The following is a 24,017-nucleotide window of genomic DNA, read 5'->3' on the forward strand; positions in this document are numbered from 1 at the left end:
GAACGCTAAACAATAAACTTCAGACCCAATAGCCAACCTGTTAATAACTCATTTGGAACCAAGTAAGGCATTACATGCAAAGCATCAAGCAAAAGCAATGTAACTAAGACCCGAACAAGTCCATAACAGTTGTGCTGGCGACCATAGCAAGAGTGAACCACCTGATCCCTTCCCGAACTCAGAAGTGAAACCTCTTCGCGCTGATGGTAGTGTGGGATTACCCATGTGAGAGTAAGTCATCGCCAGCTCATTATTCAAACACCCCCAACTAACGTTGGGGGTGTTTTTTTATGCAGATAAAAAAAGATAGAGACTACTAAAAATAAAGAACACCAAAAAAAACCATCAATGGATGGTTTTTTAGATAAGCATTTTATTTTGTAATTTTAGCCAGCTTCCCGCAGTTGTCTGCGTGCATGTTTAAATGCAGTTCTTAGGCCTTCCTCTAGGGTTGGATGGTAGAAGGGCTTATCTAAAATATCTTCAAGTGTAAGTTCCCCATCAATCATCCATGCAAGTAAATGCGCCATGTGTTCTGCTGCTTTGACAAACAGTTCTGCACCTAAGAGTTTATGGTTACTTGAATCAATATAGACTTCAATACCACCTTTATTTTTACCTAAAACTAAAGCACGACCTTGTTTTTCATAAGAAACAAAACCTGTTGTGAATGCAATATTCTGATCTTTTAGCTGTTTGTAGCTTTGTCCTACAGTTGCCATTTCAGGTGAGCTAAACACAATTCCGATTGGTGTTAGTGTTTTTAAATTTTTTAGGTTTGGATAATTCAGACAATTGTGCACAGCTTCACGGCCTTCATGTGCAGCTTCGTGCTGAATTGGTGTATTTGTATGGGCATCACCGACTACAAAAATAGCATGTTGCCCAAGTTGTTTGGTGTAGGCATCAATCGGGAGGTGTTTTGAATTATTAAAGCTTTGATCTATATTTTCGAGTTGAAGTTGATCTAAATAGCTACGTCTACCTGTAGCAACCAGAACGTAATCTGCAGTTAAGTTTTGCGTTTGTCCATCTTCTTGATACTCAAGTTGTACACCTTGCGCTGTTTTTTTAAGTTGTGTTGGCAAGGTTTCAAATTTAATGTTCAGTTCTTTGCTGAGTGTGTCTTGGGCAATTTTTTGTAGTTCAGGACTACTGAGAGAGCCTACTTTGCGACTACGTGCAAAAATAGTGGTATTTACTCCTAAGCGCTGCATGGCTTGAGCTAATTCGATTGCAATCACACCGCTACCAATAACTGCTAAAGTCTGAGGTATTTTTTCCAATTCAAAAATTTGGTCTGATGTTATTAAGCGCTCCCCCAAAGCTTGTTTCCATGATTGGTCATAAGCAGGGGTAGAACCCACAGCTATAATAAAGGATTTCGCTTGATATCGTTGTCCATTGACTTGAATGGTACGGGCATCTACGAATGTCGCAAAGCCTGAAATTTTGTGGGATGTCTCCCAGCGATCTACATCTTTTTGTGTTGCTGCAGTAAAGCGATCACGTAATTTACGTACGTGTGACATGATTTTGGATGTATCAATTTTTGTATCTACATTAAGTGCAACCTCTTGTGCATGTTGAATGTCATGCATGCGATTGGCACTGGAGATGAGAACTTTACTCGGCATACAACCCACACGGGCACAAGTGGTATCCCAAGGGCCGTGATTAATGATAAGTAGATTTTGGGTATATTTAATGGCTTCTTTATAGGCGCTGATGCCGGCGGTGCCTGCACCAATGATAATGAGGTCGTACATATGTAATCTTAACTTATTAAATTTATTTAAATCTAATACAAAAAAGCCTCCATGTTGGAGGCTTTTTTGTATTCTTAGATTAACATTTATTAGTATTTGATAGCACTTGGAGAGCTAAATTCTGTGATTATACCTGAAGCTGTATTTTTTGATTGGCCTGCATAGGTCACGCCATTAAGAACGTGTTTGAATTTTAAAATTGAATCTACTGCAGATTGTTTAAAGTCAAGAATACTTGGACCTTCCAGGTAAATACTTCCGATAAACTCTTTAGCATTTAATGTTGGTTGCTCGTGTTCTACACGTGTCCCAGATATTGTTACACTCGGCAGGTTTAAAGTTTCAATGCTATTCAAAATCTTATATGTGCTTGGTGCAATGCCTAGCTCAGAATCGATGCGGAAGTTTACTGGTTCAGCAAAAGCTACGTTGGTATTATCATTAATTAATGTATTAAAACCAGAACCTGCTTCTGTTACATAATATTCACTATTGTCAGCTGTTTTAGGTACTTTATAGATACTGAGAGCACCAATTACTGTGCTTTGAGTCGCTCCAACTTCTGTTACTGTTACTTTGAAATCGCTTGTTTCATTATTAATTAGAATAAAACGCTTCTGTAGTCCTGCAGTTTGTGCGAATGGGTATGAAAAAGCCCCTGAAATGGTAATGTCTTGTAAATTTTTTAGGTTATTTTCATTTTCAAAGATAAGTAAATATGTTTCACCATAATAACTTTCTAAATTAGGTGTAATGTCAGTTGATTTTAAACGGATATTTGCTAAATCGTCTCCGATTGTTTGATCATATAGGTTATCTGTTGTGCCATTATCAATAACAAAATCCCAATTATCGTATTTCGATCCTAGTAATTTATTAATATCATCACCTTTGAAAACATAGCAGGCGCGATTATCAATTTTACTTTCATCAAAGCATTTTTCTTTGCGGTTTGTTGCTGCAAAAACTGTGAAGTCAACATTTCTAATATCTTGTGAGATTTTTAGGATACTTTGAGCATAAGCATCTAACGCATGATCAACGTAACCCTTTTGTTCAGGATCTGCTTGTCCAAACAACGCAGCAGCTTCTGTTTTTAAAGAATCAAAAATCTTTTGTGTTTCAGCAGTTGTAGTATTTCCACCTGTTGGTGGTTGCGTAGGAGTGTTCGAGCCACCACCATTATTATAGTAGCCATCACTGCCACCGCCCCCACATGCGGTAAGTAAACCAGTTAATGCTACTGCGAGCGTTCCTTTAAAAAATTCATTGTGTAATACCCCGAATTATATTGTTATTAACAAAAAATAATTTTGCAAAGATAGCATATATTAAAAATGGCGCATATAGCGCCATAGGTTGAACAATAAAAATTATAAACTGGTTCCCACACTCACACCCACCGTTGGACGTACTTGAATAGAACTACACGCACTGAGAAACAAGACACACATTACTGCCAATAAAATTTTATTCATGCAACAAACCTTGAGATTTTGCCTGATGAAATAAAGCACTGGAACGAGCGCCACTACGACAAATCATCAGAATGGGTTTTGGAAGCTCATTATAATATTTGGCAAATTCAAGAATATCTGTTTGAGAAATTTTACCGCTACTAACGGGTTGATAAATCACACTGACCTGAGAATTTTCAGCAATATTGCGTAATTCGCTGACTTTGACCGCATTGCCAATCTCTTGATCAGGGCGGTTCACAATCACAGATTTAAAACCTTGTCGCATCAACTGTGAAAATTTGGCAGCATTCATCTGACCTGCAACACTGACTTGAGTATTTAAAGCCTGAGCATCGTTTTGAGCGTGACTCAACGAGATACTGCTGCAGATCAGAATACAGCAAAACACATGTTTGAGGATGTGTTTAGTCATCCAACAAATCCATTTGTTTAGCTAACTGAAATAAGTTGTTTGAGCGGTTACCTGTACGGCAGAACATCAACACAGGTTTTGGCAATTCATTATAGTGATTGGCAAATGCACGAACATCTAACTCGGTAATTTGACCAGATACTACAGGCTGATAAACATAATCCAAACCTGCAGCACGTGCTGCTTCTTCAATTTGTGCACTAGTGGGCTGTTCAGGACCACCTTCCATATCTGGGCGGTTATTAATAATTGACTTAAAACCTTTCTCAAGTACCTGAGTTACATGCTCAGGACCAATTTGACCTGCAAAACCGACTTGTTCAGACATGGGGAACACTCCATCATTTTATTCATGACAATATGCTTTATGATAGCATTAAGCAGATTCATGAGCTGAATGTTCTGAAATATTTATAACGACGATAACGATAAAATAACGCAATGGAGCGCTTATGCATTCCTATATGGTTGAGCCTTTATATGTCAAAAGTGATCATGAGGTGATTGCTGCAGACTTTTATCGCCCTAAATCTATAGAAAAACCCGCGGTGATTCTGATGGCGCATGGTCTGGCGGCCTTGCGTCATTTTAAATTGGTGCAATATGCACAACACTTTGCTCAGGCAGGCTATGCCGTGGTGCTATTTGATTATCGCTATTGGGGTGGAAGTACAGGGCGTCCACGTGAGTTGGTGTCCATAGAGGCGCAGTTAGATGACTGGCGCAGCATGATTTCACACATTGCAGAACGTAAATCCATTGATGCCAAACGTATGATTCTGTGGGGGACATCGCTCAGCGGTGGATATGTACTGAGTTTGGCCTCGCGCTTACACAATATTGCCGCAGTCATGGTACAAGTGCCTTTTGTAGATGGTGCGGAAAGTGCCAAGTTGTATCCTTTACAGCAACTTCCGAAAGCTTTAAAAATTTCCAGTCAGGACTATATGGGAGCAAAGGTGGGCATGTCACCCAAAACACTGGCAGTGGTGGCGCAAAAAGAACTGTGTTTTTTTCCGACTACAGACAGTTATGCAGGTTATATGTCGATTGTGAACCCCGACCATTACTGGAGTGGGGAAATTCCTGCGCGGGTATTTTTTAATTTGATTCGTTATCGTCCCATTCAAGAAGTGCGGCAAATCAACATTCCTGTGTTATTTATTGCCGCACTGCGTGACAGCCTGATTCCAATTGAATCGAGTCGTGAAACGGCCACCAATATTGCGCCTTATGTGCAATATGAGGAGTGGGATATGCATCATTTCGATATTTATCATGGCGAATGGTTTAAAAAAGCCATTCAGACCCAATTAGAGTTTTTACAGCAACTGTTTGGAGTTAGTAAATGATAATTGTATGCCCTGAATGCGGTGCAAAAAACCGTGTACCTGAAGATAAATTATCTGCCAATCCTGCATGTGGGCAGTGTCATCAAGCGCTGATCCCACTTGCACCCATTGAATTAAATGAGCAAAATTTCAGTAATTTTATTCAAAATAGTGATTTACCTATTTTGATTGACCTTTGGGCGGACTGGTGTGGTCCTTGTAAAATGATGGCACCACATTTTGCAACAGTCGCTAAGCAAAATCCGCAGGTGGTGTTTGCCAAAATTGATACCGAAGCCAATCCACGTTTAAGCAGCGCGTTTCATGTGCGCAGTATTCCAACACTGGTATTGATGAATAAAAGCAATGAAATTGCTAGAATAAGCGGCGCGCTACGAGCGACTGAATTACAACAGTGGTTGGATCAGCAACTCAACGCCCAGTCTTAATGCACTGTTCGTGCTAATTTAATGCAAATGTCCGGAGTGAACGTGTCAGATTCTCATGCAAAACCAGAGGGAGTGCTTTCCCTACAAACAATTGCCATGCCAGCAGATACCAACTGGAGTGGAGATGTCTTTGGAGGCTGGATCGTTTCTCAGATGGATTTGGCAGGTGCGATTCATGCCGAGCGTTTTAGTAAAGGACGTTGTGCTACGATTTCCATTAACCAAATGACTTTTTTGGTGCCTGTAAAAGTGGGCGATGTGATCAGTTGCTACACCAAAATTCTAAAAGTGGGCAATACCTCCATTCAAATGCAAATTGAAGTGTGGGATAGCCATGACGATTCACGTGAAGCTGTGCGCGTCACCGAAGGGGTATTTACCTTTGTTGCGGTTGACGTCAAAGGCTCAAAACGTCAGATACCTGAAGAAGCCAAACAGAAGTTTTTAGAAGCTCAGGCTAGGGGCTGTTGACATTTCATAAATGGCTTGCGCTGTAGGCTAAAACTGAGCAGATCAGGCATGAAACGCAGGGAATAGCGAGACTATTGCCAAGTTTCATAACGTAATCTGAGAAAGTTTTAGCCACAGCCTTTCAGGACAAGCATATTTTTTGCTGCTATTGCGTTATGTGCCAGTCATTTAGAATGACTAAATTTCCTGTCCCATGCCTTATATCAGCTAAAAATATGCGTCGTCGCAAACATAGACGAATTGTCAACAGACCCTAATCATCATAATTAAAAAATCCCAGCTCAGTAGCTGGGATTTTTTTATTGGAGAGAAACAAGTATCAATCTTGTTTTTGCTTTAAATGTGCTTTCGACACCCATGCCCACAACATTTCACACTGAATCGGGGCTTCCCCTGATTCATCAATCACACTGACATTGACCAGCGTTTCGCCTTTGTCGGTGCTGTGCATGCGTTGTTGCTGTTCTGGGCTTAATGTAGCAATCGCTGTCATTGCACCTTGAGTCGGACGTTTAAAGTCCACTTTCAGGCTTTTAATCAGCACAATGGCACTATCTGGTACATTCATAGCCGTTACAAAACCTGTGGCAGTTTCGGCCAACAGTGTCATAGCACAGGCATGCACCTGTCCAATATGGTTCTGCATGGCTTTATGATTGGCAAGACTGACCACCACTTGTGATGGAGTTACTTCGTGATAGCGAATTTTCGCAGTGCCCACCATTGGTACGACACGACCAAAGGCTTGACTCAAAAGGCGGCTTTGAATGCCTTTCGGCAATTTTGATGTTGCTTTGACCAGTTTGTTTAAGCGATTGGTTGGTGTCATGACATCCTCAAATTAATCTTTAAAGTTGTTAAATTGCAGCGGCAGACCAAATTGTTGCTCTTTCAAGAACGCCATGACTTGTTGCAATGTATCGCGTTTCTTGTCGGTTACACGAATTTTGTCACCCTGAATAGAAGATTGCACTTTAATGCCACTGTCTTTAATGGCTTTGTTAATTTTTTTTGCGGTATCTGAGTCAAGACCATCTTTAAGTTTGATCACTTGAATCACATTTTTACCTGATGCGGTCATTTTTTGAGGGTCAAGTGCTTGAATGTCGACTTTACGCTTATAGAAGTGATTTTCGAGCATGGTATACACTTGCTCACATTGGAAATCACTTTCAGTGGAGATTTTAATCTCTTTGTTTTTTTCATTGAGGTCGATAGAAACGTCCTGACCACGAAAATCGAAACGAGTACCGATTTCTTTTTGTGTGTTTTGAACCGCATGATTCACTTCAAAAAGTTCTAATTCAGAAACAATATCGAAAGAAGGCATAATGAAGACCTTTGCAAATGGAAACAATATCTGAGATGCTAGGGATGTTTTCTTCATTTGCCAAGTGTTGTTTTACATCAAAGGAGTGCGCAATGATCCGTAAACAAGAAATTACAACATTTGAGTTCCCAGCTGACGCGATTATCTGGGATGTACGTGATGCAAGTGCTTATGCCGAAGCTCATGTTAAAGGTGCTGTGAATCAGCCAATTAACGATCTATCAGCAGAGAGCCTCACTCAGGTGTCGGCGGATCAACCCATTTACATTTTATGTGGTGGCGGAAGTAAAGCCCCACGTGCAGCGGAAAAACTAGAAGGTTTGGACAGCTCACGTGAGTATGTGGTTTTAATGGGTGGTACACGTGCTGCGCGTGATGCAGGCATGCCTTTGGAACAAGGTCACTAAGTATCATCAATATGAAGAAAGCGCCGCAAGGCGCTTTTTTGTTGGGTATCTTTTTATTGTAGTCCGCTATAAGTAAGCGTCAGGTTGAAGGTGGAAGCGCTTTAAAATAAGGTTTTTTGGTTTTCCTCTTTTTCTGAAAGCGTGTAGCTGCCAGTTTTTGTAGTAAATTTTTAGGTACAGGGCATGCTTCTGCTAAAACTTGTGCTGCCAGTATTTCACTGCACAACGGAGCAAATAAAAAGCCTTTAGAACCCAGTCCTGCAAAGCTGTAAATTTCCTGATCATCACGCATTTTGCCAAGCAAGGGAAAATAGTCCTGACTTTGGGCGCGTAGCGAAGCACGACCTTGCCAAGTATCTATAGGTGCTAAGTTTTCCGCATACGCAGGAAAGACATTGTGGATAAGTTCGTAGTTATGCACATGGTCTTCTGCCAAGACGTCACAATCTTCCCGATTTGGATAAAACGATGCACCTAAAATCAGTTGATCGGCATTGAGCTGCATGCAATAGCCGCCATAACTATAGGCTTGTGATAATGGCAAAGCCTGATCGGCATTATTTACCCAGCTGACTTGCCCACGAATAGGTTTAAGCACAGGGTAATACTCAAAAAAAGCACCACTTTGCAGTGCAGCACAGACGATGACATGATCAAATGTTCCAAGTTCAGCATCTACGCTGTGTAAGATCAATTGCTGTGCTGTCGGGGTGATTTGTTTAATTTGTGCTTGTTGAAACTGAATGTGCGGATGCGTAAGAATTTCATCACGCAGTTGATGCGGAGAAACTGCACCTGCTTGTAATAAATTCAAACTGGCAAAGTCACTTTGTGGCGTGAGTTCGGTTGCATGCTGTGCTGCTAAAATACCTTTTGGATATTGTGCGGCTAAATCCAACAATTCATCGGCATGTTTCAGTGCCAGTTGGTGAATCTGCAACGGACGAAATGCCTTGAATGTGGCATAGTGATTTAAAGCATATTGCCATGCCAAGGTCATTAAATGGTCGGCACTTTGATGAATTGGGCAAAGTTTGGGATTTAAGAGCGCCAAAGGATTGCCAGAACCGCCTGCAAGTGGTGCTGTTTGATCGTATAGCGTGACTTGATGCCCTCGTTGAGCAAATGCCCAAGCGCAGCTTAAACCCGCAATGCCTGCGCCTATGATCGCAATATGGCGCTGTTGGTTGCTTGTTGTGGTATTTGTTGCAGTTTGAGTTTTGTTCTGATCGGAGATTGACGCTATTTCAGGTACTTGCCAGATAGCTTTCAGCATTTCCCGTTTGTGTCCAAAACCGCGTGGGCGGGTGATGTGAATACCGTGTTGTTTTAAGCCACGTTTGAGTACGCCTGCCACACTAAAAGAGGCAAAGGTCGTGCCGTAATCGGACAGCGCTACAATCGGGTTGAGTACGGTTTCCTGCCACATATCTGGGTTACAGGAGGGGGCAAAGCCATCTAAAAACCAAGCATTGACAGGAGCAGTTTTGGGAATGACAGGAAAAACCTCCTGAGCATCGCCTAGCCATAAATCTAGGCTAAAGCGTTCATCTGGAAAGTTTAAACGATGACAGCCTGCAATAGCGGCAGGGTATTGCTGAATCAGCTGTTCAGACAGATGACTCAGTTCTGGCCAAGCGGCTAAGGCACGAATTAGATCGGCTTTGCGGAGTGGAAATTTTTCTACAGAAATGGCCTGCAAGTGACTGTGATTATTAGGACGTACCTGTTGCCACAATTGCCACAGCGCTAAAATATTTAAGCCTGTTCCAAAGCCTGTTTCACCTACGCAAAAATATTCAAAATCGTTGAGTGCTGCCAAGCGGGTGGGTAAGTCGTTGCCCTGTAAAAACACATGCCGCGTTTCGAGCAGGCCATTGTCTTTAGAGAAATACACATCACCAAACTGTTTGGAAATGGGCACATCAATGCCATCGACCAGTTGCCAATCCAGCTCGGCAGTTTGAATAGGCTGAAACAAATCCAGAGTACCTTAAATTAAGAGGTGAGGGCTCACCTTACCATTGGCGGCGACGTTTGGTATAGACGTAGCTGGCAATTAAGAAGCCGAGCAATACGCCAACCGCGAGTGTTGCAGCACCGTATAAAAACATTTGCGCACTGCGTTCACTTTGCAGTACTTGAACTTGCACGCCTAAATTATCGTTTTTAAGTTGCAGTTCCTGATTCTGTGCCAAAGCATCGAGGTTCGCTTGTTCAAGTTGTTGCAAACGTGTGCTTTGGTCTTTAATTAATGCTTTGGTTTTGGCTTCCTGAAGAGTTTTATTTTTGGCAATTTGCTCTGCAGTTAGGGGTTTATCCTGTGCGGGAGTAACCCCATTGGCTGTTGCTGCCGCTGCCGTGTTGGTCACAGCAGCAGGAGCAGGTGCAGTAGGTGTGGTTGTGGCTGGCTCAACTGCATAAACAGGTGAACTGAGTAGAACAGCAACAACACTGGCAACAACGAAACGCATAGCGCTTATCCTTGAGGGAATGCTTTATTGAATGGCTTAACGTCAATGTGGCTATATACGCCTTCTTTTAAGAAAGGTTCATCTTGTAGCCAAGCATCGAGTGCTTCACGACTGTCAAAATCGACAATCATGGTGCTGCCATAAAAGCCTGCTTGTGGATTGCTTGGGTCTTTTGGCATTGCCCCCGCCACAATTAAGCGACCTTCGGCATCGAGTTGTTGCAAACGTGCAAGATGTGCAGGACGGGTCGCAAGACGTTTTTCCAGTGTACCTTCACGGTCAGTACAACTCAGAACAAATAAAGGCATAGTTACTCTCGAATATCGCAGATCAGAAATTATTCAGATGTTTTAAAGTATTTGCGCAATACAATAAACTGCACAATGATAAAGGAAAACATCACAATCATGTCACCAAAAGCGGTGAATTCACCCCAATATTTTCCATCCATAAATAAAAATGCAAAAAATACGTGTAGGAAAGACATGACTGCAAACATGGCTGCCCAAGCATAATTCAAGTTTTTCCAGCCAGCTTCGGTTAAGTTGAACACAGGGCCAAATAAGCGTTGAATCAGTGGTTTACGGTCTTTGCTAAACCATGGTGACAGCAAAAAAGCACCTGCAAATACAATGTTTAAAATGGCAGCTTTCAGGCGAATATAAAAATCATCGCTTAACATTAAGGTAACGCCACCAAAAATTACAGTCATAAACAACACAATCCACTGTTGTTTATCTAAACGGAATTTTTGCATGATGAACAATGCGCCGTACACCACCAGCATTGAGATGATCAGCCCTGTGGTGGCTACCAAAATATGGTTATTATCGACACCGCCTGCAGAGCCGATGAGTTGTAGTAATTGATGATTAGTGTCTTTTGGATCTACAGTTTTGTATAAATAAAAGAAAATAATGAGGGGCACAAAGTCTAAAAGTGCTTTCATGTTAGAGTATCTAAATCTGATCAAATAAATGACATAGTATAAGTGATGCACGGCGTAGATTTACATACACACAGTAATATTTCTGATGGAACTTTGTCACCCGCAGAACTGGTGGCGGCAGCCATTCAACAGGGCATTCATACCTTGGCATTGACTGATCATGACAGCATGGATGGTGTGGCGTTGGCACGACAAGCCGCACAGGGGCAGGCTTTAGAGATTATTTCGGGTGTGGAAATTTCCAGCCAATGGTCACGTCCTGCCACTCAAAAAAGCTACAGCGTGCATGTGGTGGCGTTAAATATGCAAAATCCTGCACCTTTACAGGCGCTGCTTGAACAGCAAAAACAAATTCGTGCAGAACGTGCCAAACAAATTTGTGATTTACTCACTCCGCTGATTGGGCAAGATATTTATAACGATGTGCTGCTTAAAGTCGAAGGCGTGGCAGATCGGATTACCCGTACCCACATTGCCAAAACTTTACAGGAAAAAGGTATTGTAACGCGAGTGCAGCAAGCATTTGATAAATACATCAAAGAAGGCAAAAAGGCTTATGTGAAATTTGATGGTCTGAGTTTGGAAGATACGATTCGGGTAATACATGACAGTCAGGGTTTTGCTGTGTTGGCGCATCCCACCCGTTATGATTTATCTGCGACTAATATTCGTTATTTGATTGAAATTTTTGCCAAATATGGGGGCGATGCAGTGGAGTTGCCACCTAATATTGACCCTGCATCGACCCGTCAAATGGTGGATCGCTTGATTGCTGGACATGGTCTAAAAGTATCTGTTGGCAGTGATTTTCATGGTGAAAATATGCCGTGGATTAAATTAGGCAATATTCCGCGGGTAAAAGAAGGTCAAATCGGGATTTGGGAGAGTTTTGTTTGACCTCTCCTGGAAGGAGAGGCGATATCCATTTTTAAAATTTAGAAAAGATAAAAACGCCTTCTCCCTCTGAGAGAAGGTTGGGAAAAGGGTCTAAAGTAAATTATTGTCCTGTGCCTGAATCGGTGGTGGCGTTGGTTTGCCCAGCGTGCCCAATAATTCAATTTCAATGGTACGCACCATCGCATCTAAAGGTAAGTCATTGCTTTGTGTGCCAAAAGGTTCTTCAATTTCTGAACTGAGCGCATCCAGACCTAAAAAAGTATAAGCTAAAATACCAACCAAAAGCGGAGTTGCCAATCCAAGCGTAGACCCTAAACTAAATGGTAGCATAAAACAGAAAAAGTACACGGTACGATTTAGTAATACCGAATAAGCAAATGGCAGTGGGGTGGTGGCAATACGGTCACAACCCGTGAGAACCAAACTCAGCTCTGTGACGTATTGATTCATTTGTGTGTAAATAATATCGGAAATTTCGCCCTCTTTGAGTGCTTGCATCAACTCCCATTGAATCAAGCTCAGCGTGTATTGCGGTGCGTTCGCTTGTTGATACAGTTGGGTAATCGCTTGCTGACTCATGCCACTGGTTTGAATTAACTCGGTTGGATTGGCGGTTTGATGACGAAGTCGGTCACGCAAGACATTGGCGAATACAATCACGTGTTGAATGACGCGTTCACGTCGTGCCTGACTGAGGATACGACAGTCGCGGTCAAAGTGGCGCGCGGTGGCAATCAGCAAGCCCCAAAGTTTACGTGCTTCCCACCAACGGTCATAACAGGCAGAGTTTTTAAAGCCTAAAAAAATCGACAACACCACCCCAATTAAAGTAAAGCCAACCAAAGGCAATTCTGGAAAATGAAAATAGCCAATATAAGACAAACCACCAATAATTGTGGAGATGAGCATCACCACGCCCAAAGGCGGCAAGATCTTCGGTAAAATCGTGCCCCGCCAAGAAAATAGTAAGTTAAATACACTGGGTTGATCGACTATCATTTTATTAGAATCATCACAATTTTTTGATGATCTTCTGTGCTTGTGCGGGCTTTGTCAATATACAAATTTTAAGTGTGCTCAAATTTAAGCAGTTGTTGTTCGGCAAAGGAAAAATTACCTTCACTTGAGATGATGCAGTGATCAATCAAACGCAGCTCTAGCAACTGACAGGCTTGCTGAATCTGCTGCGTCAGGACTAAATCTGCAGGGGAAGGATGTGGCAATCCGAAAGGATGATTGTGTGCAATCACAATCGCCGTTGCATGTTGGCTAATCGCAAAACGTAGCAATTGATTAATAGAAATTTCACACGAATTTACTGCACCATAAAATAACTTTTTAAAGCTGATTTTGCGTAAACAGGCATCAAGGCAAAGTACTGCAAATACCTCACGTGTTTCACCCAAAAGTTCAAAACGCAAATACTCCATCAGACGTTTGGAATTGCTAAGCTCAAGCGCATCTTGTTTTAAATGTTCGGCTACATAGCGCCGTCCAAGTTCTTTGACTGCCATGAGTTGCGAGTATTTACTGCTGCCCATGCCGTGAAACTGACATAGTTCTGCGATTGGAGCATCCAACAAGGTGGTTAAGTTGCCAAAATGTTGAATCAGCAGTCGTGCTAACTCTACTGCAGAATGTTGCTGTGAGCCTGAGCGCAAGAAAATAGCCAACAGTTCGGCATCTGATAAACTGCCAGCACCATTTTGAATCAGACGTTCACGTGGCCGTTCTTGTTCAGGCCAATGTTTAATAGATAAATGCATTGTTATTTGACTTTTTTATTCTAAATTGGAAACTTTAATCCAAGCAGATCTCTTGGGAATGACATTATTTAATGCTATTGTGAGCGCCACTGCAACAAAAAGGTGGCTTATTTGTGAGCTTCGATTTAAGCGTCATCCCTCATAAAAACATTATTTTAGCTGTGACAGGCGGCATTGCGGCCTATAAAAGTGCGATTTTAGTGCGTCGTTTAAAGGACGCAGGGTTTAGTGTTCGCGTGGTCATGACCAAGGGGGCACAAGCTTTTATTACACCGCTGACTTTTCAAGCACTGTCGGGCAATCCAGTACATACCGAATTATTAGATACCGAAGCCGAAGCAGGTATGGGGCATATTGAATTGGCACGTTGGGCCGATTTAATTTTGGTTGCGCCCGCCAGTTGCGACACCTTAGCCAAATTTGCTGCAGGTCTGGCCGATGATTTGCTCAGTACTTTATATTTAGCCACCAATGCACCAGTTTGGGTTGCACCTGCCATGAATCAGCAAATGTGGGCAGCCAAAGCCACACAGCGTAACTTAACCACTTTGGTGGAAGATGGCGTGCACGTAATTATGCCCGATGCGGGCGAACAAGCCTGTGGAGATGTTGGTTTAGGGCGTATGCCAGAACCTGAAGATTTGGCGCTTCAGGTGACGCAGTATTTTCATCAGGCGCAGCGTGCTTTGGTGGAAAAATTTGGTATGTTGGCCGGTAAAAATGTCACCATTACGGCAGGTCCAACCCGCGAAGCTTTAGACCCTGTGCGTTATATTTCTAACCACAGTACAGGCAAAATGGGTTTTTCTTTGGCTGCAGCTTGTTATGCGGCAGGGGCAAAAGTAACGCTTATTGCAGGTCCAGTCAGTTTAGATACACCTAATGGGGTACAGCGAATTAATGTGTCTTCTGCAATTCAAATGCTAGATACCAGTTTGCAAATGCTAGAACAAGGTTGTGATATTTTCATCGCGACAGCCGCAGTGGCGGATTACCGTGTGGCAGAAATTGCGGAACACAAAATTAAAAAATCAGGCGATGAGCTGAATGTGGCCTTGGTCAAAAACCCAGATATTGTTGCGACTATTGCTCAGCAGAAAAAACGTCCGTTTATGGTCGGCTTTGCCGCAGAAACTCGCAATGTAGAACAATATGCAGCAGGCAAATTGGTGGCGAAAAAATTGGATATGATCGCTTGCAATGACGTTTCTCGTGCCGATATTGGTTTTGCTTCCGATGAAAATGCCATGACCGTATTTTTTGCCGAAAGTTACCGTATGGAAAAACGCGATTTGGAAAAAGCCTCGAAACAGGAAATTGCGCAGCAATTGGTCGAAGCAATTCATGATGCCTTGTATCGTGACCCATCACAGGATGATGAGTTTTAACCTTTATCGTATATCCATAAGTTAGTGACATAAAAAAAACCGCTGAAATTTCAGCGGTTTTTTAGCTTAAATACAGCGTAAATTAAGCTTGGCCTTCGGCTGCAGCAGCTTGAGCACGTTGCATATTGGCTTCAAACTCTGCATCGAAGTTGATTGGGGTGAGCAATAATTGCGGGAAGCTGCCTTTGGTAACCATATCATTTACAGCTTCACGCAAGAATGGGAACAAAATGTTCGGGCAGTATGCGCCAAGAATGTATGGTAAACGCTCCTCTTCAACGCCATCAATTAAGAAAATACCAGCTTGGGTCACATCAACAATAAATGCCGTATCGCCCGCGTTGTTGGCTTGAACTACAACTTTTAATGCCACTTCAAAGTGGGTTGGATCAATTTTTTCTGCTGAAGATGACAGGTTGATGTTCAATTCAGGCTGCCATTCTTTGGTAAATACTTGTGCCCCAGGAACTTCAAAAGAAATGTCTTTAGTATAAATACGCTCTAAAGCCAATTGTGGTTGAGCTTGTTGTTCTTCACTCATATTAAATCCTTAAGAGTTGGTTATCGTGTTATGTTTATGCCAATAATTGATCAAGCTTGCCTTCGCGATCTAACGCATATAATTGGTCAAAGCCGCCAATAAATTGGTCATTGATGAAAATTTGTGGAACGGTACGATGATTGGTACGTTGCATTAATTCAACACGTACTTCAGGCGCTTCATTCGACAAATTAATTTCTTTATAGGCAACGCCTTTACGCTCAAGGAGTTGTTTTGCACGAATGCAGTATGGACATACAGTCGTTGAATAAATAGTGACTTCAGCCATGATTGTTCTCCTTGCGAAAAATATTGGGTAAAACTATTTGCTTTTTACTAAAGGTAAACCTTGTGCTTTCCAGTTGCTAATACCGCCATCTAAACGATAGGCATCGGTATGTGCGACCTGTTGTAAAGCACTGCCTGCAACCTGACCCAAGTTACAGATAAAGACCAATGGACGATCTGAGGTTTTTAACTCTTCAACATGCTTGGTAATTTGGCTATAGGGAATATTGCGGCTACCACTGATATGGCCTTCACGGAAATCTTTGGCATCACGTAAATCAATCAACATTGCATTTTTAGCTTTGACTAAAATACCTAAAGATTGTGGGGAAATTTTGCGACCATTGCGTTGACCTTCTAACACAAAAAACAACACCACCAATACTGCCAGCGTCCCAAATAAGAAGGGATGATTTCCCATAAATTCGAACCAACGTTCCACAAGTCACCTAATTACAATGTCAAAATTGTTCAAGAGTATAGCGTATAAATATAGCAGTATTCTAACAAAAACCAACTATCACACGCCATAACTCTAAGCCTTTGCCGTAAAAGGTTTTAGGCTACTTTGTTGTGAACGGCAACAACATGCAATAGACTAACAAAACCACCCAAGCGGAGGTTAAATTGGAGGTTAAAAAAAATTGATTGCCATAAAATATTACACCTCTCTAATGCTATGAAAATTAAAGAAATGTCGTGAGGTCGCCCATGCTGTCTAAATTGCAGATTGATGCTATCAAGCCAACGTCAAAAACACAGAAAATACATGACAGTGAGTTATTGTATTTATTTGTATCTCCGACAGGTCGCAAGACTTGGAAAGTGCTTTATACGCTTGATGGAAAGAAAAGCACAATCACACTGGGCGAATATCCAAAGGTGCTGAATGCTAAAGATGCTCGTTTAAGACGTGATGAGATAAAAAAACAAATATCTGAGGGCATTAATCCGACTGAGCAAAAACGACAGGAAAAAATCAAAGACTTGTCAGAGATGAGTTTTGCCGACCTGATACGGCTTTATATGGAAAAGGTCACACCACACAAAAGAGGTGGAGCTGTAGAGGTCACTGTATTAAATGGTTATATAAAATCATTTCCCCGATTGATGAAAAAACCAGTAAACCAACTGGGGCAGCTAGATATGATTCAATTTAGGGATGAACGGTTGAAAAAGGTTAAGAGTGCAACAGTAGCTCGTGACTTAGGCTTACTGGGTGCTGTGTTCAAATACGCACGCCAGGAACTAAGGATTATGACCGAGTCCCCATTGCACGATATAGCAAAGCCGAAGCAGTCACCGAGTAGAAATAGACGCATATCTCAAGACGAGATTAATAGAATCCTAGACGCATTCAAATATGATGGTATCTCTCAACCAGTCACCAAGAAACAACAAGCGGCGTGGGTATTTCTATTTGCTATTGAGACGGCGATGCGAGCAAGCGAGATAACCAACCTAAAGTGGGCAGACGTTTACGATAGGCATGTTGAACTAGAAATCACAAAGAACGGTACAGCTAGAAAAGTCCCTTTATCTAAGCGAGCTATTGAGCTTCTAAGCTATATGCGAGGGATACATGAAACCGATGTTTGTACTGTGAAAAACCTAGTCGCAAAGGGCGAAGTGGGCGGAAACGGCTTATCTACAATTTTTAATCAGGTTGTGAAGCGTGAATTAAAAATTAATGACTTAACTTTCCACGACACCCGACATGAAGCCATCTCACGGATGGTTAAAAATGCAAAACTCTCAGTAGAGGTACTGGCAAAAATCACAGGTCATAAAACCATTGGTATTCTCATTAATACCTATTACAACCCTGATATTGAAGAACTGGCAGACCATCTACACAAAGAGGATGACCCCGACATTATTCCATTTAAAAAGACAGTGTAAGCGACAAGCAAGGACGTTCAATAACTTTCTATTACATGATTATTTGATATATTTAGATTGCTAGGTATAGGAGGCATCCGACAAGCAAGCACCCAACTTGTTTACCTAGCGACTTTTGGGGATGCTGTGGGAGGCATGAATTGAAACGTATAAGCGATAAAAAAAAGATACCTGAATTTTTTAATAATAAGAGATATGACGAACATTATAAAAATTTTAGTGTTGTGGGGCTAACTCACGAAATCCAAGATAGGCAAAGCACGTCACCCCACATTAATTCAATACTTGAAGGTGATTACGCCACCCCAATCACAGAGGATGACAGAAAGAATAAAAAATTTATAACCATAAAGTATTTTAAAATTATTGATGGTAAGCGCGTTGAATATACTCCACCACCTCGAACTATCGAACAAATTATTGAGGATGGTAAAGAGTCATATCTACGATGGATTGAGACACGAGCAGAGTCAGAATTTTTAGACCATCCCCAACTTGGCAGAATATCAAACAGGAGAAAGCCGCCTAGAATACTTGCGGGACTTCAAATCTATAATACGCCATATATACAGCCAATTAAAATTATAAGTGATGATATAGATACTCGTTTTGAATATGCGCATAGACGCAATATAGATAAGTATGATGAGTACCCAGCAATTAGTATTAATCTTGATTTTTCGGATGATGCAATCATTGCAGATATAAAAAAGCATTTAAAAAAATTGAGAAAGCAACTAAAGCACAGACCAAAACTCCTACCGCCTAAAGAGTTTATAAGAAAGTTTAAAAACTTTCGGACGCTACAAGTCATTGATATTCTTTTATGGCAGAGGCTAACAGACCAACACATTGAGTACGATACACTGGCAGAGTTTTTATTTCCTCATGGTCAATACACTGGAAAGCAATTGCGAGAAACAATCATACCTTTTGCAAAAAAACTCTTAAATTCAAGAAGTAATGAGAGTGCATATCTATTCTATTTATCAGATCAAAGTAGTGAAAAGTAATATTCATTCGATGTCACAACTCTAATAATTATTAAAAAACATACTGCACCCAAGCAATAACGCTTTCCAACTTGCAAGGGTGCAACATGTCAGCACATGAAAAATACGCTCGTATTAAACAATTAGCGAGCGCACCATCTACCCCCGAAAAAATCTACACCATTAAGACAGGTGAGAACGCAGGCAAGAAACGCAAAGTAAGCGCAAAGCCTGAGCGCATCGGACTGTTACCAGTGACCGAAAAAACTATATGGACTTGGGTGCGTGATGGGAAATTTCCGAAGCCTTTAAAACTCTCAAGCAACGTCACTGTATGGCGCATGTCAGAGGTCGAGGCGTGGATTGAAGAACAAGCCGACATTGCAACAATGGAGGCTTAACATGAACAAAACTACTCAAGACCAAACCATCCTAAATCACCTCAAAAGCGGTAAAACCATCACACAGGCAGAGGCGGCTAACTCTTATGGCTATTACCGACTAAGTGCGAATATCGAGCGTTTACGCAAAGCTGGCTACGACATTGTGACCCATTACGAGAAGAACAGTCGCAGCACTGGCAGACATGCACGGTATGAACTTATTAGCGAGGTGAAATCATGAAAGATTTTGTATTGGCTTCATACCGACCAATGAATGACACAGAAACCGAAGCACATTTAATCGTGAATGATGATGCGATGGTTTTTGTGGAACTTGATGTGGTGGATGGTGCAGAGCTAGAGATTTTGGCGGCTCATGCACAATTAATGAAAAACCCCGATGCGGTGGACGTTTTGGCATTTCACTACGGCAGCTTAAAGACGTTGTTTGACAAGTTGGCAGAGGTGAAGTCATGAGCGAAATTATAGATTTTAAATCTGCAAGCGTGGTGGATGACCTCCCCTTTACAGATGATGAATTGCGGTTAGCGAATATCTACGATGTTGCAGTCGGTTTAATTATTGATATTGAGGATGGACGTATTTTCTCAATGGCAGAAATCAAAGCACAGATGATTGAAGTCCTAGAGATTATTCAAGAGGAGTTATAAGCATGAAAGAGCTATTTTTTGAAATGTTTAAGGGATTGCTTCTAGGCATGTGCTTTGTTTTGCTTTGCTTTGTTATTGCAAGTCTAAGCCGTTCCGCTTATGCTGTAGGCCTCTCAAATAGTCTTAGCGATTCCTCACATCGTAAAAGTGATTTTTTTGTGCCTAAGTTTTGCAAAGCCTCTCAAGCTGTGCAGAAAACAAGCGCAAGCGTTTCAGCTACGCCAACAAGGCTGCAATCCATCTATGATGGGATGACATCACAAAATAAGTCAGCAATGGCGAATATGTGGGGCGAGTCTAAGACCTCGAGAGTGAATCCCATCACCAGTTTTATATTGGTGAAACTTCTCAAAACTCAAACTGTCTTAGGAGGCAATTCTCATGCCTAAACAAATCAATAAAACCGCTCAAAACTTTTTAGAAAATTCTCAAGTGATTATTGAATCACTGGAGGGTACATTGCTTCGCTTATATGTGAGCTATGACCAACACGACATATCAGATGACAAAGCAAAGGCGATGCTTGAAGTATGCGAAACGCTGGCAAGTGCCGCTTTAGAAGATATTGAAAGTGCAAGCGCAAAAACAATCCTAGACATCTCAATGATTGTTAATCTTGCTACTGGCATCTTATACACGCTTGAAGAACTTGCGCATTTAAACCTAGCAAAAGGGCATACAGCAGCAGCTATAAACGGACTAACCCTAGCTTGTAGCTCATTAGATGAATTGCTAGAAGTTGCGGTGGATTATGTAATGAAAGGGGGTGCGAAATGAATGCAAAACCCCAACTAAATACACTTGCACCAAGTATGAAAGAGGCAGAGCGCATGTTAGACATGCTGGATGCTGGCGGTGAATTTACCTTTCAAACCTTTGCTGATGCAGACAAAAACAAAAACCTTGTTCATATCTATCACGGCTCACTAGAGGCTCATTTTGACACCTTAGCGCGGCTGAATGGTCAAGGTGCAGGCGTATTCGTTACGGTCAATCAAACCGACTTACAAGGTCGTACAAGCGACAATGTAACGCGTGTGCGTGCGCTATGGGTGGATTTTGACACAGTAGACCATGCGCGATTAGATCGGCTGATGAATATGGATGGCATTCCACCCAACTTGATTATTGAGAGTTCCGCAGGCAAGCATCACGCTTACTGGATTATTGCCGAAAATGACGAGATTCCACTTAATCAATTTACTGAACTACAAAAGCGATTAATTCATCACTTTGCTGATGATGGTGCAGATAAAGCTATTCATGATTTACCGCGAGTTATGCGGCTAACTGGCTTCTATCACCGCAAGGGGGAGGCATTTATGACGCAAGTGGTACATTCTGATGAATGGCGAGATGCTGCGGACTTGATTGCATGGATTGAATCGCTACCCATGCCTGAGGTGGCAAAACCAAAGGCACAGGCAGAAAAACCACAAGCAAGACAAACACAACAAACACAACAAGCACATTATAACCTAGATTTTAAACAGGCTAAATTATTAGCGCGTGGTCGTTGGGAGGAGATTCTAAGTCGCATTGGCTACCCATTTACAGCAACAGCACCTAATGAGCATGTTGCATGTCCTATGTGTGGCGGTGTAGATCGGTTTAGATTCGACAACGAAAATGGCGATGGCTCTTTTATCTGCTCACAGGGTACAGGCGAAGCGATTGCTGGCGATGGTTTTGCACTATTAGAACATGGTGGAAAATCAGCAGCAGAGGCATTGCAGGCAGTCACTCATGCACTATTTGCAATGGGCTTGATTAGTGAGTATGACAGCAGCAAAACAGATCGTGAATGGGGAGAACCGCAACTTTTACACATTGCTGGCCAATATGTTGAGGGTGAATATCCTATTCATGCTTTCCCTGATGTTATTGCAAAAGCTATTAAGAAATCCGCTCATTTTCACAATGTACCGTTAGCAGTAGCGGCTCAAACGTATTTAGGCGAGCAAGCATATATAGCGCAAAGACACATCAAAGCACCCAGCGACAAGTCAGAAAAAGGGCAGCCATGCAGCCTATTCATGCTTACTATTTTTCCATCGGGAGAGGGTAAAGACGTTTGCAAGAATGATGCTTCAAAAATCAGTGGGGAAATCGAATCTGAAAATATGAATCGGTTTTACGCAGATTATAAAAGCTGGAGTAAAAAGAAGTCAGATGAGCGTGGTGACGCTCCAGTGAACCCGATGTCGAGATTCAAGAAAACCACGACACAAGCCATTATCAGAATGATGGCAGACGGAGCTGGCAATAGTTATATATGGGCAACTGGCGAGGGTGGTTATCTCTTTAGTGGCTACTCATTAAAAAGCGACACTGTAGGCGAATCAATTAGCGTTTTAAATGACCTAGTTGATACTGGCAAGGGAAATGCACTTTTAAGAAATGCGGAGGATAGCCATTTTTTTGAGAACAAATATTTTTCCCTAGATATTGCTGTGCAGGATGTTGTTGCAAGACCCGCCCTAACCAACTCTCTACTACGTGAGCAAGGTTTTTTGGCTAGAGTTTTGTTTGCAGCACCTACACCACTCCAGCACCGTGAAGTGACATTAGAGCAGCAGAGCATCAAACCATACGATGATGAGGATTTAAAAGCATACTGGCAATTCTGCGAGAAGATGCTGACCACTCCGTATTTTGGCAATAAACTTTTTGTTGGTGACGATGGCAGAGTCATAATTACAAAATGCCAAGATGCTGAGAGGTTACATATTCAGTATCAGAACTATATCGGGCAGGAAGTTGGCAAGGGTGGAAAGTATGAATTTATCAGAGCCTATGCTTTACGCACTAATCAGTATGTTTTGCGAGTAGCTGCAATTTTGGCGTATTGCTCGGAGGTTGATTATATTGACGCTCGCATCATGCAAAACGCTATAGACCTTTGCAAATACTCTTTAGATGAGTGGCTGCGCTACTACGGCAAGGCGGAAAAGTCAGACAGCGAGATGATGCTGGAGTGGCTGAAAAAGCAAGATTCATCAAAGATATTGAAATCAGCCATTTCAACTACTGTTTATCCAAAGCACCTACGCAGTAAAAACAACCGTGATGCTGCACTCAGTCACTTAATTGATGCTGAGTATATCCATATCGAGCAAATCGGGAAAAAGGAATATGTGGTTTTAAATCCTCTTTTCTCAAAAGTGGGCTAAAAAGGCTAAAATGCCTGAAACCCTTGCGTACTAAGACTTTCACTCTAGCCAACCCAAAGGCTAAGAAAGGCTAAAAAGGCTAAAATGATGCTGATAGATATTAAATCTTAGCCTTTTTAGCCAACTTTAGCCAAGCCATAGGCTAAGGCGAAAGCTATACGTGGCAAGGCTTACAGCGACTTTAGCCAAAATAGCCCGATTCCTAGACTAGAAAAACTTATTTTCAAATTAATGACCACATTAGATATTAGAGAATTGAACAATGCCAAACGTGAACAAAGCAATCGTGATGGGTGTGTTAGGTCGTGACCCTGAAACTAAGAATTTTCCCAACGGTGGCAGCGTTACAACATTCAGCGTTGCAACTACTGACCACTGGAAAGACAAAGCCACTGGAGAGCGCAAAGAGGCTACAGAATGGCACAGAATCACCACTAGCAACCGATTAGGCGAGATTGCGAGCAAGTACCTCAAGAAAGGCAGCAAGGTGTATATCGAGGGCAGCTTGCGTACAAGGAAGTGGAAAGACCAAAGCGGTGCAGATCGGGAAGTCACAGAGATAAAGGCGGATATTCTGCAATTGCTGTGATGCTAGATAACTTGTCACGGATAGCTCCCTAAATATGGGGAGCTTTTTTATTGGCTGAATGGTCAAGATAATCATGCAGATTCAACTATCATGGAAATCGTGACAATAGAATAAACGCTTCTTTCATAGGGATTGTTTCGCAAATGCTGCTTTATGCCAAAAACGAGCTTTAGATTGCTTTAGATTCATGCAGTCTAATTAGACAAAAACTTAAACATGATTCAAACCTAGACCTTGATTGCCAACCTAAATCATTAGTGAAATTTCATATTGAAAAACACTGTAAAATGACTAAAACACAGGGTACATAAGGCATTGAGCTTGATTTAATACCCATCAATTAAAGCGAGGTTG

General features: G+C 41.8%; 30 protein-coding genes, 1 rRNA gene and 1 pseudogene. 17 read left to right on the forward strand and 15 right to left on the reverse strand.

Going from position 1 to position 24,017, the window contains the following annotated elements:
• Window positions 1-133 precede the first annotated feature (133 nt).
• A 5S ribosomal RNA gene (gene rrf / locus B2W49_RS08440) occupies window positions 134-248 on the forward strand.
• A gap of 138 nt (window positions 249-386) precedes the next feature.
• Here the strand turns inward: rrf and B2W49_RS08445 are convergent.
• The 4 genes from B2W49_RS08445 to B2W49_RS08460 form a co-directional block, all read right to left on the reverse strand.
• Complete coding sequence (locus tag B2W49_RS08445) at window positions 387-1,769, reverse strand: dihydrolipoyl dehydrogenase (RefSeq protein ID WP_291338774.1); 1,383 nt, start codon at window positions 1,767-1,769, stop codon at window positions 387-389.
• 89 nt (window positions 1,770-1,858) lie between these two features.
• Entirely contained in the window at window positions 1,859-2,848 is a 990-nt protein-coding gene (locus tag B2W49_RS08450; protein WP_291338775.1) for a hypothetical protein, read from the reverse strand.
• 391 nt (window positions 2,849-3,239) lie between these two features.
• Complete coding sequence (locus B2W49_RS08455) at window positions 3,240-3,662, reverse strand: beta-lactamase hydrolase domain-containing protein (RefSeq protein WP_291338776.1); 423 nt, start codon at window positions 3,660-3,662, stop codon at window positions 3,240-3,242.
• Complete coding sequence (locus B2W49_RS08460) at window positions 3,655-3,990, reverse strand: TIGR01244 family sulfur transferase (RefSeq protein ID WP_019838040.1); 336 nt, start codon at window positions 3,988-3,990, stop codon at window positions 3,655-3,657. The genes B2W49_RS08455 and B2W49_RS08460 overlap by 8 nt, the downstream gene beginning before the upstream one ends.
• Window positions 3,991-4,114: 124 nt before the next feature.
• Here B2W49_RS08460 and B2W49_RS08465 point away from each other — a divergent pair, with 124 nt between their 5' ends.
• From B2W49_RS08465 to B2W49_RS08475, 3 genes are all read left to right on the forward strand, one after another.
• The gene (locus tag B2W49_RS08465) at window positions 4,115-5,014 is read left to right on the forward strand and encodes an alpha/beta hydrolase (RefSeq protein ID WP_291338777.1); all 900 of its coding nucleotides are present in this window, start codon (window positions 4,115-4,117) and stop codon (window positions 5,012-5,014) included.
• Window positions 5,011-5,442, forward strand: coding sequence for a thioredoxin TrxC (gene trxC / locus B2W49_RS08470; protein ID WP_104853053.1), 432 nt, complete (start codon window positions 5,011-5,013; stop codon window positions 5,440-5,442). The genes B2W49_RS08465 and trxC overlap by 4 nt, the downstream gene beginning before the upstream one ends.
• 96 nt (window positions 5,443-5,538) lie before the next feature.
• Window positions 5,539-5,913, forward strand: coding sequence for an acyl-CoA thioesterase (locus tag B2W49_RS08475; RefSeq protein ID WP_414630593.1), 375 nt, complete (start codon window positions 5,539-5,541; stop codon window positions 5,911-5,913).
• A gap of 319 nt (window positions 5,914-6,232) precedes the next feature.
• Here the strand turns inward: B2W49_RS08475 and B2W49_RS08480 are convergent, their stop codons facing one another.
• Complete coding sequence (locus B2W49_RS08480; RefSeq protein WP_291338779.1) at window positions 6,233-6,742, reverse strand: DUF4442 domain-containing protein; 510 nt, start codon at window positions 6,740-6,742, stop codon at window positions 6,233-6,235.
• Between the two features lie 12 nt (window positions 6,743-6,754).
• A complete protein-coding gene (locus B2W49_RS08485; RefSeq protein WP_004976234.1) occupies window positions 6,755-7,243 on the reverse strand; it encodes a YajQ family cyclic di-GMP-binding protein in 489 nt (162 codons plus the stop codon).
• Between the two features lie 92 nt (window positions 7,244-7,335).
• Here B2W49_RS08485 and B2W49_RS08490 point away from each other — a divergent pair, with 92 nt between their 5' ends.
• Window positions 7,336-7,650 carry a rhodanese-like domain-containing protein gene (locus B2W49_RS08490; protein WP_004976235.1) on the forward strand — a complete coding sequence of 105 codons (315 nt, stop codon included), beginning with the start codon at window positions 7,336-7,338 and terminating at the stop codon, window positions 7,648-7,650.
• A gap of 79 nt (window positions 7,651-7,729) precedes the next feature.
• On the opposite strand, the gene mnmC is transcribed toward B2W49_RS08490, so the two are convergent.
• From mnmC to B2W49_RS08510, 4 genes are read right to left on the reverse strand one after another with little or no spacing between them, the layout of a single operon-like run.
• A complete protein-coding gene (mnmC, locus tag B2W49_RS08495; RefSeq protein ID WP_291338780.1) occupies window positions 7,730-9,631 on the reverse strand; it encodes an FAD-dependent 5-carboxymethylaminomethyl-2-thiouridine(34) oxidoreductase MnmC in 1,902 nt (633 codons plus the stop codon).
• 37 nt (window positions 9,632-9,668) lie between these two features.
• Complete coding sequence (locus tag B2W49_RS08500; protein WP_291338781.1) at window positions 9,669-10,124, reverse strand: hypothetical protein; 456 nt, start codon at window positions 10,122-10,124, stop codon at window positions 9,669-9,671.
• Between the two features lie 5 nt (window positions 10,125-10,129).
• Complete coding sequence (locus tag B2W49_RS08505; RefSeq protein WP_004976238.1) at window positions 10,130-10,432, reverse strand: YciI family protein; 303 nt, start codon at window positions 10,430-10,432, stop codon at window positions 10,130-10,132.
• 29 nt (window positions 10,433-10,461) lie between these two features.
• Window positions 10,462-11,073 carry an inner membrane-spanning protein YciB gene (locus B2W49_RS08510; RefSeq protein ID WP_291338782.1) on the reverse strand — a complete coding sequence of 204 codons (612 nt, stop codon included), beginning with the start codon at window positions 11,071-11,073 and terminating at the stop codon, window positions 10,462-10,464.
• A 45-nt stretch (window positions 11,074-11,118) separates the two neighbouring features.
• Here B2W49_RS08510 and B2W49_RS08515 point away from each other — a divergent pair, with 45 nt between their 5' ends.
• Complete coding sequence (locus tag B2W49_RS08515) at window positions 11,119-11,970, forward strand: PHP domain-containing protein (protein ID WP_019838029.1); 852 nt, start codon at window positions 11,119-11,121, stop codon at window positions 11,968-11,970.
• 90 nt (window positions 11,971-12,060) lie between these two features.
• Here the strand turns inward: B2W49_RS08515 and B2W49_RS08520 are convergent, their stop codons facing one another.
• The gene (locus tag B2W49_RS08520) at window positions 12,061-12,969 is read right to left on the reverse strand and encodes a bestrophin family protein (RefSeq protein ID WP_019838028.1); all 909 of its coding nucleotides are present in this window, start codon (window positions 12,967-12,969) and stop codon (window positions 12,061-12,063) included.
• Window positions 12,970-13,037: 68 nt separating this feature from the next.
• Window positions 13,038-13,736: a RadC family protein gene (radC, locus tag B2W49_RS08525; protein WP_019838027.1), complete on the reverse strand. Its 699-nt coding sequence runs from the start codon at window positions 13,734-13,736 to the stop codon at window positions 13,038-13,040.
• 113 nt (window positions 13,737-13,849) lie between these two features.
• On the opposite strand from radC, the gene coaBC reads away from it, so the two are divergent.
• Window positions 13,850-15,124: a bifunctional phosphopantothenoylcysteine decarboxylase/phosphopantothenate--cysteine ligase CoaBC gene (gene coaBC / locus B2W49_RS08530; protein ID WP_019838026.1), complete on the forward strand. Its 1,275-nt coding sequence runs from the start codon at window positions 13,850-13,852 to the stop codon at window positions 15,122-15,124.
• Window positions 15,125-15,206: 82 nt separating this feature from the next.
• Here the strand turns inward: coaBC and secB are convergent, their stop codons facing one another.
• Genes secB through B2W49_RS08545 form a run of 3 tightly spaced genes read right to left on the reverse strand, consistent with a single transcriptional unit; the run spans window position 15,207 to window position 16,395 of the window.
• Complete coding sequence (secB, locus tag B2W49_RS08535; protein WP_004976246.1) at window positions 15,207-15,665, reverse strand: protein-export chaperone SecB; 459 nt, start codon at window positions 15,663-15,665, stop codon at window positions 15,207-15,209.
• Between the two features lie 34 nt (window positions 15,666-15,699).
• Window positions 15,700-15,954: a glutaredoxin 3 gene (gene grxC, locus B2W49_RS08540; protein ID WP_004976247.1), complete on the reverse strand. Its 255-nt coding sequence runs from the start codon at window positions 15,952-15,954 to the stop codon at window positions 15,700-15,702.
• A gap of 33 nt (window positions 15,955-15,987) precedes the next feature.
• Entirely contained in the window at window positions 15,988-16,395 is a 408-nt protein-coding gene (locus B2W49_RS08545; protein ID WP_004976250.1) for a rhodanese-like domain-containing protein, read from the reverse strand.
• 269 nt (window positions 16,396-16,664) lie between these two features.
• Here B2W49_RS08545 and B2W49_RS08550 point away from each other — a divergent pair, with 269 nt between their 5' ends.
• The 10 genes and pseudogenes from B2W49_RS08550 to ssb form a co-directional block, all read left to right on the forward strand.
• On the forward strand, window positions 16,665-17,855 hold the full coding sequence (locus B2W49_RS08550) for a tyrosine-type recombinase/integrase (protein ID WP_291338783.1): 1,191 nt from the start codon (window positions 16,665-16,667) through the stop codon (window positions 17,853-17,855).
• Between the two features lie 140 nt (window positions 17,856-17,995).
• Complete coding sequence (locus tag B2W49_RS08555; RefSeq protein WP_291338784.1) at window positions 17,996-18,868, forward strand: DUF6387 family protein; 873 nt, start codon at window positions 17,996-17,998, stop codon at window positions 18,866-18,868.
• An 86-nt stretch (window positions 18,869-18,954) separates the two neighbouring features.
• Complete coding sequence (locus B2W49_RS08560) at window positions 18,955-19,248, forward strand: helix-turn-helix transcriptional regulator (RefSeq protein WP_291338785.1); 294 nt, start codon at window positions 18,955-18,957, stop codon at window positions 19,246-19,248.
• 1 nt (window position 19,249) lies between these two features.
• A complete protein-coding gene (locus B2W49_RS08565; protein WP_291338786.1) occupies window positions 19,250-19,471 on the forward strand; it encodes a helix-turn-helix domain-containing protein in 222 nt (73 codons plus the stop codon).
• Window positions 19,468-19,707 (forward strand): hypothetical protein, encoded by a 240-nt coding sequence (locus tag B2W49_RS08570; RefSeq protein ID WP_291338787.1) that lies wholly within the window; start codon window positions 19,468-19,470, stop codon window positions 19,705-19,707. The genes B2W49_RS08565 and B2W49_RS08570 overlap by 4 nt, the downstream gene beginning before the upstream one ends.
• Window positions 19,704-19,901, forward strand: coding sequence for a hypothetical protein (locus B2W49_RS08575; protein WP_291338788.1), 198 nt, complete (start codon window positions 19,704-19,706; stop codon window positions 19,899-19,901). Before B2W49_RS08570 ends, B2W49_RS08575 begins: the two co-directional genes overlap by 4 nt.
• A gap of 2 nt (window positions 19,902-19,903) precedes the next feature.
• Window positions 19,904-20,290 (forward strand): hypothetical protein, encoded by a 387-nt coding sequence (locus B2W49_RS08580; protein ID WP_291338789.1) that lies wholly within the window; start codon window positions 19,904-19,906, stop codon window positions 20,288-20,290.
• On the forward strand, window positions 20,283-20,678 hold the full coding sequence (locus B2W49_RS08585; RefSeq protein ID WP_291338790.1) for a hypothetical protein: 396 nt from the start codon (window positions 20,283-20,285) through the stop codon (window positions 20,676-20,678). Before B2W49_RS08580 ends, B2W49_RS08585 begins: the two co-directional genes overlap by 8 nt.
• A complete protein-coding gene (locus tag B2W49_RS08590; RefSeq protein ID WP_291338791.1) occupies window positions 20,675-23,074 on the forward strand; it encodes a DUF3987 domain-containing protein in 2,400 nt (799 codons plus the stop codon). The genes B2W49_RS08585 and B2W49_RS08590 overlap by 4 nt, the downstream gene beginning before the upstream one ends.
• Window positions 23,075-23,336: 262 nt before the next feature.
• Window positions 23,337-23,660 (forward strand): annotated as a pseudogene (ssb, locus tag B2W49_RS08595) (single-stranded DNA-binding protein); the annotation flags it as partial.
• Window positions 23,661-24,017: the final 357 nt, after the last annotated feature.

Source organism: Acinetobacter sp. UBA801 (assembly GCA_002296655.1).
Lineage (GTDB): Bacteria > Pseudomonadota > Gammaproteobacteria > Pseudomonadales > Moraxellaceae > Acinetobacter.